Below are 17,434 nucleotides of genomic sequence, written 5' to 3' on the forward strand. Positions count from 1 at the left end.
GGAGAAAGGAGGGGGTGTGAATTGTGTGAACTTTGGGAAGAGATAAGCGGACGAAGCTAGAGGTTGGTGCTCCGCACTTGATGCGGAGCCCAGGGTAGACGGGCGCGACAGCCATCCTAGGCTCCGCATCAAGTGCGGAGCACGGGGAGGTGTGTGACTGGTAGGCGTTGAACCTCAGACGCCCGTCAGCTTTCCTCCACCCATTCGCGGCGCAGCGGTTTTGCGGCGAGGGCCATAAGTGCGGCGGCGACCACATAAAAGATCAGGGAGATCAGCATGGAGTAGCGCAGGCCATCCTCACCATAGATTGGTGTCAGGCTGTCGGACAAAGCGCCGAGGAAGAATATGCCGCCGCCGATGCCGATCAGGTTGTTGATCAGCAGAAATAAAGCAGAAGCCGTGGCTCTCGTTTCCGCCGTCACCAGATGCTGCACCGCAGACAAAACCGGGCCGAGCCAGATATAGGCCAGGCCTTGCGGGATCAGAAAGAGAAGGAAGGCGAGGGTCACTGAATTGCTCAAAATTCCGGCTGCGAACAAGGGTACTGCCAGCAGGAATGCGGTGGCCGGGACCAGTCCATAGGCCGCTTTGTCTTTGTTCCCCAGCCAATCGCCCAGCACGCCGCCACCAATCACCCCTGCAACGCCGCCGAGGAGCAATATCGACCCAAAGAAGAGCGAGGTATCAATCAGGTCCAGACCAAAGCTGCGCTGCAGCAGACTTGGCAGCCAGAAGGCGATGCCATAGCCAAGCATCGAGCTGGAGGCGGCGCCGAAGGATAGAAACCAGAACGCGCGTTTTTTGGACAATAGCTTGAGGACATCGATAAAGCGGGGTGGCGTTTCGGGTTTGGTGAGCTGTTCCGGTTTCTTGGCTGGATCGCGAACCAGATATTTGAATATCGGTGCGATCAGGACGCCGGACAGCCCGACAACGATGAAGGCGAGCCGCCAATCGACGGTGGCGGCGATATAACCGCCAGCGATGACGCCGGTGGCCGAGCCCAGCGGAATGCCCAGCGAATAGATGGACAGCGCGCGGGCACGCTTTTCGCTGGGGAAATAATCGGCGATCAATGCATAGGACGGCGCGACGCCGCCCGCTTCGCCGATACCAACGCCTAGGCGAGCAAGGAATATGGACCAGAAGCCCTGTGCAAAGCCGCACAGGGCGGTAAATCCGCTCCACACGCCAAGGGAGATAGTGATGACCCAGCTGCGGCTGGTCTTGTCCGCTATCCAGCCGAGCGGCACGGCCAGCGTGGAATAGAGCAGGGCAAAGGCAATGCCGCCGAGCAGCCCCATTTGCGTGTCGCTGAGGTCGAGGTCGGCCTGGATCGGGCCGGCGAGTATCGCCAATATCTGCCGATCAACGAAGTTGAAAATATAGACAACCAGCAACATGCCGAGCGCGACATTCGGCGACGTGGCGCGCGCGGGGATAGTGGCATTGCTCGCCATCTAGCGGACCGTGTTTTGCAAGAATTGACGAATTGCGGCAACGGCAGCTGGTTCATCGAGCATAGGCGCGTGGCCGCGATCGGCAATCTCTACCGCACTGATGGCCCCCGAATGGCGGCTCTGCATTTCCGCTATGGTCACCGGAGAAATTATATCAGAAAGCGCGCCGTGGATGATCAGCGTCGGCATGGCGGTGAGAATGTCCCACATGGGCCAGAGGTCAGGCGGAACAGCGGTTTGTTCATTGCCCGACAGACCCTGTGCGATCGCAGGATCATAGGCGAAAACAATATGTCCGTCAGGTTGTTCCCGGCATGTGCGCCTTGCGAAACAAAGCCAGTCCTGCTCATCATAACCGACCATCGTTTCGCCATGCACTTTGCGGCAATGATCCGCAGCGTCCTGCCAGCTATCGAACGGCGGTAATGCGCCGACATAGCTCTGAATCCGGTCCAGGCCCTCCTGCTCGACGACCGGGCCAATATCGTTGAGGATCAGCATGTTGAAGCGTTCCGGTTCCATCGCGGCCATCATCATAGCCATAAGGCCGCCCATGGATGTCCCGATCAGGCCGACGTGATCAACGTTCAGACCGTCAATCAACGCCATCATGTCGACCACATAGGTCGTCGGGATATAGTTGGCCGGATCCGGGTCATAGTCGGACCGCCCGCGTCCGCGCTGGTCGGGTATGATCAGGCGGTAGGTCCCGGCCAGATGCGCGGCAAGTCCTTCGAAATCCGCGCTGTTGCGTGTCAGTCCATGCATCAGCAACAGCGGCGGTCCGTCGCTCTCGTAGATGCGCGCGTAAAGCGTCAAGCGATCGTCACCGCTGCGGTAGAAATGATCCCTGTAAACAGGCGGATCGCCATGTTCGCGATCCGCCTGAGGGGAGTTGTTCGCCACGGCCCGGCTTAAAACTTGATTTCGCCGGTGATGAAAACGCGCCGGGGGTCGCCGAAGAAAGCGGTCAATGTACCCTCCTGTCCTAAAGTGGACTCAAAGGGCACGCCATTTTGGCCGCCGGTGACGAAATTATAGCCTGCCACCTTGTAGCGTTTGTCGAACAGGTTCTTGCCATGGACGCCGATGGAGAAAAGATCGCTGTCATCGGTATAGACCAGGCTGGCATCGACCAATGCAAAGCCGTCTTGGTCGAGAAACGGATTGGGCGATTCAAACTGGCTGGCATCGCTGCGGAAGGATATCGAGCTGATCAGATCGAGCATCCCGCTGGCGACTGGTAGGCCGAGATTGAACGACATGCTGCCGGTCCAGTCCGGCGTGTTCTGAAACACCCGTTCGTCGGCGACGTCATTGCCAAGATTGTCGATAAACGTATTGAACTTCGCATCGAGATAGCCAAGCGACCAGCTGACATTGAACCGGCTGCCAGCGCCGGCAAAATCCTTGCCGACCAGAGCGCGGCCTTCAAATTCGAAGCCATTAACGTCCGCGCTGGCGGCATTGGAGGTGATGCCGGCAAAGTTGTCGTTGGTTCCATCCCCATCGGTATCAACGCCGACAGAGCCTGGTATCTGAACATCGGAATAATCGCCCTTGAACACAGCGACACTGACGTTCAGGCGGTTGTCGAGCAAGGATGCTTTCCAGCCCAGTTCATAACTGTCGACGGTTTCCGGATCAAACTTGAGAAAGTCGAATATTTCGTCGGCAGAAACAGTTCCGTCCTGATCAAAATCAGGCGTCTGGCTGGTCTGGCCGCGTGGATCGAACCCGCCACCTTTGAATCCCCGCGAATAGGTGAAATAGATATTGTGGTTTTCATCCGGTTTCCAGCTGATCGATGCGCGCGGGGTAAATTCCTTGAATGTATCGCTACCGTCAAAGTCTGATGTTACTGCAATCGGAACACCCGTGCCGCCAAACTCGTCGGAAAATCCGCCAAGAAAGCTTGTCCGCAAAATCCGTGCGCTGCGCTTGTCATTGGTATAGCGGCCGCCAACCGAAAGGCTCAGCTGGTCAGAAATATCGTAGGTAAAATCGCCGAAGAGTGACCATGTTTTGGTGTCGACATCGCCTAGCGTTTGGGCATTGAACCCGAGAAAACTTGTAGACAGCAACACATCGAACACGTTGAAGGCATTGGCATCCAAATAATAAGCACCCAGCACACCATTCAGATTGTCGCTTTCATAGAGGATCTGGAATTCCTGACTGAACTGGTCATTCTCGTAGATAACCGGAACGTCGAGATCTTCGGATGGCAAGCTGTCAAAGTCGATATTGGACGACGACTTGTCTTCGCGATAGGCGGTGATGCTTTTGAAGGTAATATTGTCCGATACGGGTGCTTCGATGAGCAGTGATCCGCCATAGGCCTCGACCAGCTGTTCGGGAACGGTCAAACCGGCCCGCGTATCAAAGACATCATCCAGAACCGGCGCTTCGGTTAGCAGGCTGGTGATCAATCGATGGCCCTGACGCGGGTCGCTTTCGTCGCGGATATAGTCGCCGGACAGGCGCACGAAAAATCCGTTATCATCATATTCAATGCTGCCACGCGCCGCCCAGACGTCCTTGTTGTAATTTTCAACACCCGGCTGCACCAGATTATCGCCAAAGCCGCCGCGGCTTAGCCGCGCGCCGCTGGCACCAATGCGCAGACTGTCGGTAATCGGGGTGGAAGCGGTGACGATCAGGTCCGCCTGATCATAGGAGCCATAGGTTCCCTTGACCTTGACCGATATATCCTCGGGCAGGCGCCGTGAGACATATTTGATCGCACCGCCAATGGTGTTGCGGCCATATAGGGTGCCCTGCGGCCCGCGCAGTATTTCGATGCGCTCGACATCGTAAATGTCCAGCACCGCGGCTTGTGGCCGGTTCAAATAGACATCATCAACATAGAGACCCACGCCAGCTTCAAATCCGGCAACCGGGTCCTGCTGACCCACGCCGCGGATAAAGGCGGTGAGGGTGGTATTGGTGCCGCGTGACACTTCCAGTGTCAGGTTGGGAACTTCCTGACCGATTTCGGTGATGTCCTGCACACCCGAGGCAGCAAGATCGTCGCCGCTGATCGCAGTAATGGAAAGGGGCACATCAACCAGACGCTCTTCGCGACGGCGTGCAGTGACAACAATTGTGCCGTCATCTGTGTCCTGGGTCGCTGCTTCGCCGGCCTGCGCATGGGCCGCTGTCGGAACCAGTAGTGCCGTCGCCAAGCCCGAAACCAAAGCTGCATAACTAACGCTGTGTTGAAATCTCATGAGAACCCTTCTCCTGTTATTTTAAGTCTGGCGATTCCAGATCATTGAAATGGCTTTACTGAAACATGAACCATATTTCAACTTTGAAATTTGCCAATCCGGCAAAATGCCGTTAGCCGTGACATCATGGCCACAGAATATTCCGATCATGTCGAGTCCAAGGACAAGCAACCACGCACCGCTCGCGGTTTGAAAACAAAGCGGAAATTACTGGATGCCGCGGCGCTGGAATTTGGCGAGAAGGGCTTTCACGAAGCTTCGATCACCGGAATTACCCAGAGGGCCGGGACGGCTTTGGGGAGTTTCTACACCTATTTTGATTCGAAGGACGAACTGTTCAGCGCGTTGGTGAAGGATATGAGTGCGCGCGTCAAAAGCGATGCCGCCAGTGCGATGACTGAATGGCAGGATGCGCTGGAGCGGGAAAAGCAGGCACTGGAATCGTTCATGAACTTTGCCCGCGAACATAAGGAAATTTACCGGATAATCGACGAAGCAGAATTTGTTGATCCCGATAGCTATCGCGCACATTATGAAGCTACTGCAGCGCGCATATTCGAACGTTTGAAAGAAGGCGAAAAAGCAGGGGACCTCCGCAACGATCTTGAGGAGGCCCATGCCTGGGCAATTATGGGGATGAATGTTTTTCTGGGCCTCAGATATGGTATCTGGAGCGAGGAGAAATCCTCAACTGAAATTGCCGAAATCGCCAATCAAATACTTGCTACCGGCATCGCGTCGGCCAAAACCTAGCTGTGGATGCGCAGATGCATGCTGTCTGCATCATCCGCACCCTCAGCAAGATCAAGCCGAAATAGCTTGCCCGACTGGCTATTGTCCTTGACCAAGGGAATATCCGGGTTCGCCATCGAACGTGTACAATAGCTCGGTCTTGATAAAATCGAGGCCCGCATCGTGAATTTTGGACAAAAGTTCGAGCACCATGGCTTTATTGAACAACTTGCCAGACTGTCCTTCGAAACGGCAGCGCCAATGGTCTGTGTGGAATGTTTCGGGCATCCCCTTTGGCCAAACCATTACCCCGCGATTGGTAATCATGGTGAGCTTCAATAATCCGCTTTCGCTTGTCTGCAGCCGTTCTGCAATGGCCGCAACATCATCGGTGGACTGTACGAACACATCCACGCCGACCAACATTTTTTGTGCTGGTGGTCTGCGTACGGCTTTGGGTACCACAATTCCCTTTGCATCCTCTGGATAGGAAGCCACTGGCAAATTCTCAGGTGCCTGATCAAGGCGTGCAATGACGGCAGAAGCAAAAGCCTGCGTCCCGACTTTCTCCTTGGAATTGGCGACAGTGTAGATATCGCCTGTATGAATGCCGTCCTCTATGGTTTTGAGCCAAGCGTTGTGAACCCGCCCGGCAACCAAAGGCTGACCGATATGGACCAGCATTTGAATGCCAGCCAGCAATAGCCCGGAAGGATTGGCGAGATCCTGTCCAGCCAAGTCCGGTGCCGATCCGTGAATGGCCTCAAACATAGCGCAATGTTGGCCAATATTTGCCGAGGCGCCTAGTCCGACCGAACCGGTAATCTGGGCAGCGACGTCGCTCAATATGTCGCCATAAAGGTTCGGCATCACGATCACGTCAAACATTTCTGGCGTATCGGCAAGTCTGGCAGCGCCAATATCGACGATCATGTGATCCGAAGCAATATCAGGATATTCCACAGCTATTTCGTCAAAGACTTTGTGGAAAAGCCCGTCGGTGAACTTCATGATATTGTCTTTGGTGAAACAAGTCACTTTCTTGCGGTGATGCAGGCGGGCATATTCAAATGCATAGCGAACGATTTTTTCACAGCCCGGCCGACTGATCAGCTTCAGGCATTGATAGACCTCGTCCGTCTGGCGATGCTCGATGCCCGCGTAGAGATCTTCTTCATTCTCTCGAATGATTGTTACATCCATTTCAGGGTGTCGGGTTGCGACAAATGGCGCGTAGGCCGTGCATGGCCGGATGTTGGCGAACAGGCCCAGCGTTTTGCGAATGGTGACGTTCAAGCTTTTATAGCCGCCGCCCTGCGGGGTCGTGATCGGTGCCTTGAGAAATACTTTTGTGCGTCTCAAGCTGTCCCAGGCGTTATCGTCAATGCCTGAGCTGTTGCCCGACAGATAGGCTCGCTCGCCAATATCAATTTTGTCGACGTCGATATTTGCCCCGGCGGCGCGCAGTATATCGAGTGTGGCCTGCATGATTTCAGGACCGATCCCGTCACCTTCTGCAACGGTTACGGGTACTGGGTTGACGATATTGACTGGTGCGTTCTCCTTCAGTGTCTGCAGGTCGAGTTTCATGATTTTGCTCCTGTGGGTTTGTGTTGAACACAGCATAGCAATCAAGACAAGATTACAAAAATTGATATATAATGATTGTAGAATTACAAAAATCAATATAACTATTGGGCATGACCATGCCTTCGACCATCGATGCCAATTTGCTGCGTACATTTGTGACCATCGTGGATTGCGGCAGTTTTTCGGGAGCGGCAGAGCGGCTATTGCGGGGGCAATCAGCTGTGTCGTTGCAAATGAAGCGGTTAGAAGAACGCCTTGGCGTGACATTGCTCGCGCGTTCCCGACAAGGGCTCTTGTTAACGCCGGATGGCGAACTTATTCTGGATCATGCGCGGCGCATTCTTTCACTCAATGATGAACTTGTTGCCCGTATCCGTGAACCGGAATTGGCCGGGATTGTGCGTATTGGGGCTCCTGAAGATTTTGCGACAACCCATTTGCAGTCGGTTCTCGCCAATTTCGCCCGTACATATCCGCGCGTGGCTATCGAAGTGACGTGCGAGCTAAGCTTACAGGTTCTGGAGCGGTTCGATGCAGGTGGTCTCGACTTGGCCCTGGTCAAGCGTGAACCGGCATCCGCGATAAAGGGTCGGGAGGTCTGGCGCGAACCGTTGGTCTGGGTAGCGCCGCCACTATCGCAAATCCATGAGGCAGATATGCTGAGCCTCGTCGTTTCTCCACGACCCTGTGTCTATCGCAAACGGGCAACGCAAGCGTTGGATAAGATTCGTCATCCCTGGCGCATTGCCTATACCTGCGGTGCGCTGGCCGGAAATCTGGCGGCGGTTCGGGCAGGCTTGGGAATCACGGTTCTGCCCAAGGATATGGTCCCTGCGGATCTCAGCATCGTCGGGAATGAAGAAGCCGGATTGCCGCAGCTGGACGACACCGAAATCGCGCTTCTGGAGGCTCCGGGGATCAATCCGCCCGCAGCTCGGCTGAGAGAAGTGATGGTTCAGGAACTGGAGCGCGGGCAAGCCGTCTTTTAACCGGGCGCTGCTGCCGATTGAAAACTTCAAGCCTTGCAACTTGGGCACGACACCGCCAAATAGCCGTTATGACAGAAGCTCCCTTAAAGGCGGTGATCATTCCGGTCACCCCGCTCCAGCAGAATTGCACGCTTTTATGGTGCACCAAAACCAACAAAGCAGCGCTTAGCGATCCGGGTGGCGATCTTTCGCGGCTCAAGGCGGCGGTGGCGGAGCATGGCGTGGACCTGGAAAAGATCATCATCACCCACGGCCATCTCGATCATTGCGGACAAGCCGGGATGCTCGCCGAGGAACTGGGCCTGCCGATTGAGGGGCCGCACAAGGATGACCTGTTCTGGATCGAGCAACTGGACGGCGATGGTGCGCGATACGGAATGGTGGCGAAAAGCTTTGAACCGGATCGTTGGTTAAACGATGGCGATCAGGTCACTGTCGGCGATCTGGTTCTCGACGTTATCCATTGTCCCGGCCACACGCCCGGCCATGTGATTTTTTATCATAAGCCTTCAAAATTGGCGGTTGTCGGTGATGTGATCTTTCAGGGTTCGATTGGACGCACGGATTTCCCGCGCGGCAATCATCAGGATCTGATCAATGCGATTACCCAGAAGCTCTGGCCGCTCGGCGATGATGTAACATTCATTCCCGGCCATGGTCCAACCAGCCAATTTGGCTATGAACGCAAGACCAATGCATTTGTCGCGGATGATGTGCTCGCTGCACGATAGGCGATAGCCGGACCGCTGCTCATCAATGGCGCGCTATGGCGTGGGCGCTGTTTTCCGGTAACTGAGATAGGCGAATATCAGCGCAATGATCGCAGGCACGGTCTGTACGATCATGATTCTTGGCGACACCGTAGCCGCGCCGAAAATCCCGGCAACAGCGACAAACAGCAAGAAACAGGATGCGACCTTGAACCGCCATTCTGGGTTGGTGATAAACAGCGACCAAATCAGTCCGATGGCCAGAAAGCTGTTATACAGGCCCTGGTTCGCTGCCATGGATTGGGTTGGTTCGAACAATTCCGCAGGAAAAGTCGAGAAAATCTCCGGTCCCCGTGTCGTCCAGGCAAATATTTCAAACCAGGCGATGTAAAGATGGAGCACGGCGATCAGGCCGATCAACAGAGTTGCGATGCGGTGCATTTGCTTACCTCCCTAACCGCCGTCTAGGCTAGCAGCTTCCGTCCCGTTTGTTAAACGATAACGGATCATCCGACATGCTGGTCTACCAGAATCGCATTGCCATCAGGGTCGATGATGGTGAAGCTGGCAGGGCCTTCGCTATCGGGATCGGCTTCGGTTGAAAATTCCACACCCTTTTCTTTAAGCGCCTTTTGGAGGTCACGAATATCGGTAAAATTCTTCAGCGTTTCTGCATCGCTGTTCCACCCGGGGTTAAAGGTCAGGATATTGTCCGGAAACATATCCTGAAACAGACCGATCACAGTATCGCCATTTTTCAGGATCAACCAGTTCTGGCTTTTGTCGCCGCCAAAATGCGTGAAACCGAGCTTTTCATAAAATTGCTCCGAAGCCTCCAGGTCTTTGACGGAGAGGCTGATGGAGAAAGCACCCAATTGCATAGATAATTCCTTTCGTTGATATGGTGTGGGGATCAGTTCTTTGCTGGCAAGAGTTTTGGATTGCGGAGCAGACTGGCGGAGAGCAAAGATATGATCAGGCCGACCGGAAAAATCTCCATGAAGGTCATGGGCAACCTGATATAGGGCTTGGCGTAACTGGTTCGCATATCCTCCATCTCGCTGACGAACTTGTCGAGCGCATCGCCGCTCAGTCCCTCGGCTTTTTTGGCTTCAATCAGCCCCGACGTATATTCATGAATGAAAGCATAGTCCGTGCTGAACAGATATATCTCCCAAACGCACACATAGATGAGCCCCGCAATCGCAGCGATCGCGAGTCCAAAACCAAAGGCAGGCAGAAATTTGATCACGCCGCCCAATTCCAGATCGCGGTAACGTTTGATGCCGATAAATATCATCGACAGGGCGATCAGCATCATCAGATAGCCGAAATATTCCGATGCGAAGAAACCTTGCCCCCCGCTGGTCAACAAGCCAAGCATCATGGTGCCAATGACAATGCCGCCGGATATAACGCCGTAGACTAAGATAATTTTTAACATCGCGATGGTGATTCTGGTCATGATTAGATCCTCCCGTTGTCGGCAGGTTATGACGAAATAATCGCTGCATGAAAATCACCCAGATGGGTGATTGGGCCAGAATCATCCTATTTTTCTAAGGGATGAGACGAAGCGATTTGGCTTTTTCAATGGCCAGAACCCGCCGGTCAACGGCCAGTTTTTCAAACAAATGCGCGACATGGGTCTTGATGGTATTGGGCGATATGCCCAGCGTGCGGGCAATTTCTTTATTCGACTGTCCCTGCGCCAGCGCTTCGAGCACTTCCAGCTCCCTGTCCGAGATGCCCAGTGATTTCAGTGCCGGATCATTCCGTTCAAATGGTCCGGAAATCTGCTTGGACGTCAGTCGATATCCGACCCAGATACCCAGCGATACGAATAGAGTTGCCAGGAGAGCAATATAGATTTCGGTGGGCATGTTCTTGAGAAAATATCGATATTCCAGCCATTGCAACGCAAAGGCGGCAGCAGCGAGCGCCAGAGCATATATCAGGATCGTACTGAAAACCGGTTTTGTCATTCATGATTATGATCATGGATGACAGTGACCCCGTCAATCCCTTTCAAATACGATCTTGATATCGCTTTCCATCATGGCGTCTGCAGCCTCGGAGAAGGGCACGGAGCGGGTAATGACTTCATCCGGTTTGATGGTCCCGCATTGGGCACAGTCGAGCAGATGATCGATTTCGGTGCGCGCATGGACCCGGCTGATATTATAATTGATACCCTTCATATACATGGAGCGCAGCGGAATGCTGGTCTGTTTTCCCATGCCCGCTGACACACTGTTGCAAATCCCGCACGGTTGGGTGGAGCGCAGCGCAAAAACAAGCGCATCGGGCAGACCAGCTGCCTCAACAACGATCGGGAATTCCTCGGTTGCTCTCAGGTCGGGGCCATATCGGGTTTCTATCACCTCCGCGCCTAATGCCTTGGCCTTGGCGAGCCGCCCGGCATCAAAATCACGATAAATGATCCGCCCTGCACCGAGCGCACGGGCGGCCTGAACGGAAAACAGGCCAACACTTTGTGCCAGACCGCCGACAATCAATATATCCGCGCCGGGCCGCTGTGCGAGTGGTTCCGCCACGGTGCGATAACCATCGCTCGCATTGTCGGAGATTGCTGCAGCGCTGGTCGTTGAAACGCTATCCGGAATTTTGACCAGCATCGCATCGGCAAAGGGAACGTTCAACAGATCACTCAGTCCGCCACCCCATTTTCGCTCTCCGGTAGGTGCGAAACCATAAGCCGCGAAAGGCTCGACACTGGTGCAGGCATTGGTCCAACCACGGCGGCAATTGTCGCACGTACCGCAATTAATCTGAAATGGCACGATTACCCGATCGCCGGGGACAAAGCCCTTTACGCCGTCACTAACCTCGACGACTTCACCGGCAATTTCATGACCAAAGGCAAAGGGTCCCTCCATCGGATAGCTGCCGCTGGCCATATACAAATCCAGATCACAGCGGGTGACGGCCAGCGGGCGAACAATCGCCTCACCGGCATTTTGAATGGTTGGTGCCGGGACCTCGTGCCATTCAAACTGTGCGGGTTTGATGAAGGTCAGTTGCTGCATGCTGGTCATGATGATGTTCCTTTGCGCCAATCGTCAGCCAAATCATCACGCTGCGGAATGATAGATATGAATAACCGTTTTTCATTTATGAAAATCTATCGCCAGTATATAGACAGGTTATGACTATTGACTGGGATACGGTGCGCTGCTTCATCGAAGTGGCCGAGAAGCGTTCACTCATGGGTGCGGCTACCGCACTGGGCATGTCCAACGCAACATTAGGGCGAAAAATCGATGCGCTGGAGGCCGCGGTGGGATTGCAACTGATCTTGCGTGGTCCCGGCGGGATAACCCTAACGGAAGAGGGCGGTGAAATGCTCGTGCTGGCAAAGGCCGGTGGCAATCATCTGTTCCAGATGGAGCGATTGGCATTTTCCCTCAAATCCGATCGTCGCGCGCTGCCGATCCGGATATCGGCGACCGAAATCATGGTATCCGCGATACTTGCCCCAAATCTGCCAAAATTATGGGCACAACATCCCGGGCTAGCCGTAGATTTGATAATGTCCACAGAGCTGGCCGATCTCAATCGGCGCGAAGCCGACATTGCCATTCGGTTGGCGCGGCCCCAAAACGATGGTCTGATCGCCCGGCGTCTCCCCGAAATTACCTCCGGTCTATATGCCGCAAAAGAATATCTGCAAGGCCGCTCACCCACTGATCTCAGCCTGCGCGACGAAAAACTGGTGGGACTGAACGACAAGTTTGGCGATATTCCGGAACTGCGCTGGATGACCGAACATGGTCTGCAACAGTCGCAATGCGCGCAAACCAGCAGCGTTTACGCCTTGCTTGAAATGGCAAAGTCCGGCGCAGCCATTGCCATGCTTCCCGACTTTCTCGCGCGGCGTCACGGATTGATGGCCATTGCCGCGCCGCCAACGCCGCCGCGCAAGCCATGGGTTGTCTTTCATCGCGACAACCGGCGCAATCCGCAGATAAAAGCCGTAGGGGCTTGGATCACCCAAAGCTGCCGGGACAGCTTTGGGGCGGATTAGGCCTCTACCGCTTCTTCACCGGCCCGCATCACCTTGCCATAGATCCAGCCAATACCGATCAGTGCGATGCCCAAGCCCAGGAAGGACAGGATACGCAAGATGCCTTCCAGTTGCGCGGCATCGATCAGGAACACTTTGAAGGTTACCAGAGTCAACAACAGTAAGCCGGCAATCCGCAACAGGGCGTTCGTGGTCTGGATACCGCGCGCCAACCAGGCAATGGCAAGGACGAGCAGTCCGGCGCTATACAGATAGGTTTCAGTCGAGGTGAACGGCGGGGTCGCGATGTCAGTGCCATGGACCGCCTGACGCACCGTCACCATTACCGCGGCAATGGCGGCGAGGAGGCTGGCAATTTCGAGTGGTCGCACCAGTCTTGGCATGACCGTAGCCACGATTTCCATCCGTGCATAAAGCCACAGCCAAACCATCGCTGCGGTAAAATGGAGAGTTCCCAAATTGGCAATCGGTGCAGGGCCCATGGCCTGTTTGACGCCCGTCGGGCTGAGCAGCAGAATATCGAAATAGATGAAGCGGGCCATCGCCAGCCCTGCCAACGCGATACCCAATGATTTCATCGGTGTCGCCAGTTTTTCATTCCAAGTCTGTCTGAGCAACAGCCATCCGCCCAGCGCCAATAAGTGGGTAAAGACCGCGCGCTCGGCAAAGCCATAAGCGACGAAATCTTGAATGGGACCGATGGCGAGCGGCTGTTTCAGCAGCAGATAGATAAACCCGCCCGTACCAATCATGCCGATGCCAGCGATGATCTTGGCGACTCTTTTGCCAAAACTGTCGCGAAAGTAATAAGTGATGCCAACAATCGCCAGGGCAGGGAGGAGCAATTCTAGCGCCGCAGGACCGACCGCTGGTAAATAGCTGTAGAGATCGATTTCGCCGACCAATGATCCAAAAAGAGCCTCGATCAATCCAAAGCCGTCGACCAGCATGATCAGGCCGCCAAAGCCAATGGCGATAGCCGACTGCACGACAATCGCCTTGCGGCTGATAAAACGTGCCCAGAACGCAAGAGCCGCGGCCACCGCGATGGCGACGAGCGCACCCAGGCTTTGCGGTGTCCATATCCACAGAGCGATGGCGACTAATATTGCGGTCAAACCGCTGGCCATCGGTGGTGGCAGAACGGATGCATCCGCGCGCGTCCGCCACGCCATCAGGCCGGTGGTTGCTGCGGTCAACAGGCAGGCTGCAGCCCAGCTATTCTGGCTCCAATCCAGATCGCCTAATCCATAGAAGAGAAGCAGCATAGCGGTTGGTGCCGCCAGACCGATTAGCGCCCAGATCCATCCGTCTTTCTCGCGCAGTGCAAAGACATGACCCGCTGCACCAAATAGAACTGCCAGACCGATAGCGGCGAACAGCTGCATCGGCTCCGCACCGGTGTCAAAGAGAGCGGTGGCAACCATCGCGAGTGACAGGCCAAGCGCGCCAGCGACGGCAGGAGTCAGATCCTTGTCGCGCCAGGCCAGAGCAATGGCGAAAATGGCGAGAACCGCAAAGAACAGCCAGCTGACGAGCGAAAATTCGATGAGCGGGGCCAGCGTGACCAGCTGCAACAAACCAACGCCCAGCGGGATGGCCTGCATCACCGGCTTGGGAATGCCAAAGCTGGTGCCGGTGCGCGACAGCGTGAGCACGCCGCCAATCGCCAGCAAGACGATAAACGCGCCGATAAAGGGCACGTCGCCGCTCAGGTCCATAAACAGCAGCGCCGTCGTCCATATCACGCTGCCACCTGTGGCGAGCAGCGCGAGCCACGCCCAGCCGCGATGGATCGCAAGGCCGAACAGGCCCGCCGTGAACACGCCGAGATAGATGAGCAATGGCGCAACCGATTCCGGCCCCAATCCTGCGACATAGGGCGCGGCAAAACCGCCGAGCAAACCCATGATCGCTGTTGGTGGACCGTGACGCTGCGACAGGACAAAGGCCAATATTGTGACGGCTATTACCCCGGCCAACGCGGTATAAAGGTCGAGCAGGCCATAAAGTTCGCTGGCCATGTAGAGAGTCGCATAGAGCACCGCGATTCCGGCGCCTGCGATGCTGTGGCCAATACGTACGTCATCGGTGAAAATTTTGCCAAATTTGGGGATTTTGTAGCCAAATTCGCTCAGGCCAATGAGCAGCAGCCCGAATAGAGCGGCGGTGACGCAGCGGGCTGCCGGACCGAAGAGCCCCGCTTCGATGGAAAAGCGGACAAGGAAGAAACCAGCAAAGATGAGAGCAATGCCGCCGATCCAGATGGGTAGCTTGCCGCCGATAAGATCTTCAAACCGTTTCGCGGCACTGGGGCGGGGCTTTGTTGGTTCTTTGCTGGCCGGAGATGCCGGTGGGGGTGATTTTGCTTCATAGACCCGCCGCGATGGTTGCGGCGGAGCCGGTGTGGTGATGGCTTCCGGCTTATCCGCTGTTTTGGCGGCGCGCGTGACGGGTTGGGCGGGTGCTGGCTCTGCTTCTGCCGGTTTTACAGTTTCGGCCAATTTGGCCCGATCGGCAGTTGGGGCAGCCTGACCGTCGCGATTCTCGAGAATGGTTATGCGATCACGGAGCAGGGCAATGGTTTTGCGTGAGTCCAATACCAGCACCATCAGGACAATGATCCCGGCAAAGATCAGAAATTCCATTCACTTGTCTCCGTTCAGCAGATATTTCTGCCAGAATAGCAGTGATGCCCAGAACTGATAGTCCGCATTTGCTTTCTTGCGAAAGCCATGTCCTTCATTCTTCGCCAGCAAGTGCCAGGCTGGCCGATTATTGGCACGTACAGCTTCGACAATCTGATCCGCTTCGCTGGCCGGCACCCGCGGGTCATTGGCGCCGGTGACAACCATCAAGGGAATATCTATTTCATTGGCGCGGCGCAGCGGGCTGATTTCTTCCAGTTTGGCGCGCTGTTCCGGAATCCGTTCATCACCATATTCTACCCGGCGCAAATCACGGCGATAGGGCTGCGTGTTTTCCAGGAAGGTAACGAAATTGGATATGCCGACCACTTCCACTCCAGCCTTGAGCTTATCGCCATAAAGCAGCATCGAAGCCAGCGTCATATAGCCGCCATAGCTGCCGCCGGTTACGGCAATCCGGCGCTTGTCGACACGTTTGTCCTTACGCAGGTGAGACAGGAAGGCGCCGATATCTTTCACGCTGTCTTCCCGGCGAAACGGACCATTGTCGAGGGCAACGAACCTTTTGCCGAAGCCGGTAGAACCGCGCACATTGGGATAGAAGATCGCAACGCCCAGCTCGTTGATCAGATAATTGTTGCGGCCCAGAAAACGGGGCGTCGCCTGACCCTCTGGCCCGCCGTGAATATTGATGATCAGCGGACGCCTGCCTTTATGCTTTTTCGGGTCTGGCCGGTACAGAAAACCGGACATTTTCTCGCCATCAAAGCTGGTAATTTCAATCAGCTCCGGCGCGACGTTGTTGCTGGCATCCAGTCCGCCAGTCTCGCTTCTGGTCCAGCGGGTGATCGCCAGCGTCTCGGGGTCGATACTGTAGCTGTCGCTGCCGGTCTGGTTGGCGTTCAGGGTAAAGCCCAGCTCCCCCCAGGGCGCGAATTTGATACCGCCGATCACACCGGCTGGCAGATCGGAAACAGTCCGCACGCCGCCCGTTTGCATGTCGTAGATTTTCAGGACCGACTGACCCGCCTGATTGACTTCATAGGCGATCCAGCGGCCATCCTTGCTGATATCAAAGTCGGAAATATCCCATATCTTCTCATCAATCACCGGTTCGAACATCGCTGTTTCGATATTGACCGTACCAAGCCGCTGAACATCGCTGCCATCATCGGAGGCGGCCCATAGCCGGCCGTCTGGCGCGAACTGCAACCCATTATAAGCAACCGGTGTGCTGCTGTTGGTCAGCTTGCGCGACGTCCCGTTGGCAATGTCGATCAGATAAAGCTGGTTGTCGGTAATCGAGACATAGTTGAACACCAGCAGATGCTTGTCATCGGGAGAAAAATCAATCGGGAACCAGCCACCGCCGGTAGAGGCGACCAGCATGGTTGCGTTGTCCGGCTTTGCCGGGTTCATCAGGTAGATGTCATTGTACAAGCCAGTGCGCTTGTTCGATCCAAAGGCCAGCAAATTGCTGTTATTGGACCAGGGGCCAAGACTGTGGCGGCTCTTTCCGTCCGTCAGCATTATTGGCACGCCGTCTTTGAGCCTGAAAATCTGATTCACTTCATTGCCGCCGGTATCTTTCTGGAACAACAATATCGAGCCATCGGGCGAATAGCTGGCAGAGCGGACCGGTTCGTTGGCAAAGGTCAGCTGTTCCCGCTCGCGGCGTGGTTCGGCCACGCGGTGCAGCTGGCTGGTATCGGCAAAGCGGGTGCGCACGATCATGGCTTTGGTTTTCGGGTCCCAATCGACAAAGCCGGCTGTGCGAAATTCCATATAGGGCCGGGTCTTTTCGACAATCGCCATCGGGATATCCGGGACCTGATCAGCGACCAAGGCAGCAGGTTTTGTAGCGATAGCATCGGCTTTATCATCGGCAGCGATGGCGGCCGGAACGAAGAGTTGCAATGAGGCAGCGAGCAACGCGCCGTAAAATAAAATGCGCATCTGGCGCCTTTCCCTGTTTCGTTTTGTTTATGCTTATGGACGAACGGTATGAAAAGCAATTAGGGGAG

At 55.2% G+C, this 17,434-nt stretch carries 15 protein-coding genes; 4 read left to right on the forward strand and 11 right to left on the reverse strand.

Translation table 11 applies throughout. The annotated features are described in order from the left end of the window. Nucleotides 1–185: 185 nt before the first annotated feature. The 3 genes from ACO6S1_RS08520 to ACO6S1_RS08530 are packed head-to-tail and all read right to left on the reverse strand — an operon-like array spanning nucleotide 186 to nucleotide 4,693. Entirely contained in the window at nucleotides 186–1,460 is a 1,275-nt protein-coding gene (locus tag ACO6S1_RS08520; RefSeq protein WP_422345884.1) for a spinster family MFS transporter, read from the reverse strand. After that, nucleotides 1,461–2,366 carry an alpha/beta fold hydrolase gene (locus tag ACO6S1_RS08525; protein WP_422345885.1) on the reverse strand — a complete coding sequence of 302 codons (906 nt, stop codon included), beginning with the start codon at nucleotides 2,364–2,366 and terminating at the stop codon, nucleotides 1,461–1,463. A gap of 8 nt (nucleotides 2,367–2,374) precedes the next feature. Further along, entirely contained in the window at nucleotides 2,375–4,693 is a 2,319-nt protein-coding gene (locus ACO6S1_RS08530; RefSeq protein WP_422345886.1) for a TonB-dependent receptor, read from the reverse strand. Between the two features lie 126 nt (nucleotides 4,694–4,819). Between ACO6S1_RS08530 and ACO6S1_RS08535 the strand changes: the two genes are divergently transcribed. Next, nucleotides 4,820–5,446 carry a TetR/AcrR family transcriptional regulator gene (locus ACO6S1_RS08535; RefSeq protein WP_422345887.1) on the forward strand — a complete coding sequence of 209 codons (627 nt, stop codon included), beginning with the start codon at nucleotides 4,820–4,822 and terminating at the stop codon, nucleotides 5,444–5,446. A gap of 78 nt (nucleotides 5,447–5,524) precedes the next feature. On the opposite strand, the gene ACO6S1_RS08540 is transcribed toward ACO6S1_RS08535, so the two are convergent. Next, nucleotides 5,525–7,015 carry an NADP-dependent isocitrate dehydrogenase gene (locus ACO6S1_RS08540; RefSeq protein ID WP_422345888.1) on the reverse strand — a complete coding sequence of 497 codons (1,491 nt, stop codon included), beginning with the start codon at nucleotides 7,013–7,015 and terminating at the stop codon, nucleotides 5,525–5,527. Between the two features lie 116 nt (nucleotides 7,016–7,131). On the opposite strand from ACO6S1_RS08540, the gene ACO6S1_RS08545 reads away from it, so the two are divergent. Then, the gene (locus tag ACO6S1_RS08545) at nucleotides 7,132–8,004 is read left to right on the forward strand and encodes a LysR substrate-binding domain-containing protein (RefSeq protein WP_422345889.1); all 873 of its coding nucleotides are present in this window, start codon (nucleotides 7,132–7,134) and stop codon (nucleotides 8,002–8,004) included. 68 nt (nucleotides 8,005–8,072) lie between these two features. Then, the gene (locus ACO6S1_RS08550; protein ID WP_422345890.1) at nucleotides 8,073–8,735 is read left to right on the forward strand and encodes an MBL fold metallo-hydrolase; all 663 of its coding nucleotides are present in this window, start codon (nucleotides 8,073–8,075) and stop codon (nucleotides 8,733–8,735) included. A 33-nt stretch (nucleotides 8,736–8,768) separates the two neighbouring features. On the opposite strand, the gene ACO6S1_RS08555 is transcribed toward ACO6S1_RS08550, so the two are convergent. The 5 genes from ACO6S1_RS08555 to ACO6S1_RS08575 form a co-directional block, all read right to left on the reverse strand. Further along, on the reverse strand, nucleotides 8,769–9,155 hold the full coding sequence (locus tag ACO6S1_RS08555) for a DUF1304 domain-containing protein (protein WP_422345891.1): 387 nt from the start codon (nucleotides 9,153–9,155) through the stop codon (nucleotides 8,769–8,771). A 65-nt stretch (nucleotides 9,156–9,220) separates the two neighbouring features. Further along, nucleotides 9,221–9,595 carry a VOC family protein gene (locus ACO6S1_RS08560; RefSeq protein WP_422345892.1) on the reverse strand — a complete coding sequence of 125 codons (375 nt, stop codon included), beginning with the start codon at nucleotides 9,593–9,595 and terminating at the stop codon, nucleotides 9,221–9,223. 32 nt (nucleotides 9,596–9,627) lie between these two features. Further along, nucleotides 9,628–10,179 carry a DUF4199 domain-containing protein gene (locus ACO6S1_RS08565; RefSeq protein WP_422345893.1) on the reverse strand — a complete coding sequence of 184 codons (552 nt, stop codon included), beginning with the start codon at nucleotides 10,177–10,179 and terminating at the stop codon, nucleotides 9,628–9,630. A gap of 94 nt (nucleotides 10,180–10,273) precedes the next feature. Further along, on the reverse strand, nucleotides 10,274–10,699 hold the full coding sequence (locus ACO6S1_RS08570) for a response regulator transcription factor (RefSeq protein ID WP_422345894.1): 426 nt from the start codon (nucleotides 10,697–10,699) through the stop codon (nucleotides 10,274–10,276). A gap of 33 nt (nucleotides 10,700–10,732) precedes the next feature. Continuing rightward, on the reverse strand, nucleotides 10,733–11,773 hold the full coding sequence (locus ACO6S1_RS08575) for a zinc-dependent alcohol dehydrogenase (protein WP_422345895.1): 1,041 nt from the start codon (nucleotides 11,771–11,773) through the stop codon (nucleotides 10,733–10,735). Nucleotides 11,774–11,883: 110 nt separating this feature from the next. Here ACO6S1_RS08575 and ACO6S1_RS08580 point away from each other — a divergent pair, with 110 nt between their 5' ends. Further along, entirely contained in the window at nucleotides 11,884–12,762 is an 879-nt protein-coding gene (locus tag ACO6S1_RS08580) for a LysR family transcriptional regulator (protein WP_422345896.1), read from the forward strand. Here ACO6S1_RS08580 and ACO6S1_RS08585 read toward each other — a convergent pair. Next, nucleotides 12,759–15,410: a DUF2339 domain-containing protein gene (locus tag ACO6S1_RS08585; protein WP_422345897.1), complete on the reverse strand. Its 2,652-nt coding sequence runs from the start codon at nucleotides 15,408–15,410 to the stop codon at nucleotides 12,759–12,761. The two genes, ACO6S1_RS08580 and ACO6S1_RS08585, sit on opposite strands and share 4 nt — an antisense overlap. Further along, the gene (locus ACO6S1_RS08590; protein WP_422345898.1) at nucleotides 15,411–17,366 is read right to left on the reverse strand and encodes a S9 family peptidase; all 1,956 of its coding nucleotides are present in this window, start codon (nucleotides 17,364–17,366) and stop codon (nucleotides 15,411–15,413) included. Nucleotides 17,367–17,434: the final 68 nt, after the last annotated feature.

Source organism: Parasphingorhabdus sp., from assembly GCF_965233695.1.
In the GTDB taxonomy this organism is placed as follows: Bacteria; Pseudomonadota; Alphaproteobacteria; order Sphingomonadales; family Sphingomonadaceae; genus Parasphingorhabdus.

Excerpts from the sequence above, each read along its gene's own strand:
- ACO6S1_RS08575 (WP_422345895.1), bottom strand. The coding sequence starts at position 11,773 with ATGACCAGCATGCAGCAACTGACCTTCATCAAACCCGCACAGTTTGAA.
- ACO6S1_RS08580 (WP_422345896.1), top strand. The coding sequence starts at position 11,884 with ATGACTATTGACTGGGATACGGTGCGCTGCTTCATCGAAGTGGCCGAG.
- ACO6S1_RS08535 (WP_422345887.1), top strand. The coding sequence starts at position 4,820 with ATGGCCACAGAATATTCCGATCATGTCGAGTCCAAGGACAAGCAACCA.
- ACO6S1_RS08550 (WP_422345890.1), top strand. The coding sequence starts at position 8,073 with ATGACAGAAGCTCCCTTAAAGGCGGTGATCATTCCGGTCACCCCGCTC.
- ACO6S1_RS08545 (WP_422345889.1), top strand. The coding sequence starts at position 7,132 with ATGCCTTCGACCATCGATGCCAATTTGCTGCGTACATTTGTGACCATC.
- ACO6S1_RS08555 (WP_422345891.1), bottom strand. The coding sequence starts at position 9,155 with ATGCACCGCATCGCAACTCTGTTGATCGGCCTGATCGCCGTGCTCCAT.
- ACO6S1_RS08590 (WP_422345898.1), bottom strand. The coding sequence starts at position 17,366 with ATGCGCATTTTATTTTACGGCGCGTTGCTCGCTGCCTCATTGCAACTC.
- ACO6S1_RS08570 (WP_422345894.1), bottom strand. The coding sequence starts at position 10,699 with ATGACAAAACCGGTTTTCAGTACGATCCTGATATATGCTCTGGCGCTC.
- ACO6S1_RS08565 (WP_422345893.1), bottom strand. The coding sequence starts at position 10,179 with ATGACCAGAATCACCATCGCGATGTTAAAAATTATCTTAGTCTACGGC.
- ACO6S1_RS08530 (WP_422345886.1), bottom strand. The coding sequence starts at position 4,693 with ATGAGATTTCAACACAGCGTTAGTTATGCAGCTTTGGTTTCGGGCTTG.
- ACO6S1_RS08520 (WP_422345884.1), bottom strand. The coding sequence starts at position 1,460 with ATGGCGAGCAATGCCACTATCCCCGCGCGCGCCACGTCGCCGAATGTC.
- ACO6S1_RS08585 (WP_422345897.1), bottom strand. The coding sequence starts at position 15,410 with ATGGAATTTCTGATCTTTGCCGGGATCATTGTCCTGATGGTGCTGGTA.
- ACO6S1_RS08560 (WP_422345892.1), bottom strand. The coding sequence starts at position 9,595 with ATGCAATTGGGTGCTTTCTCCATCAGCCTCTCCGTCAAAGACCTGGAG.
- ACO6S1_RS08540 (WP_422345888.1), bottom strand. The coding sequence starts at position 7,015 with ATGAAACTCGACCTGCAGACACTGAAGGAGAACGCACCAGTCAATATC.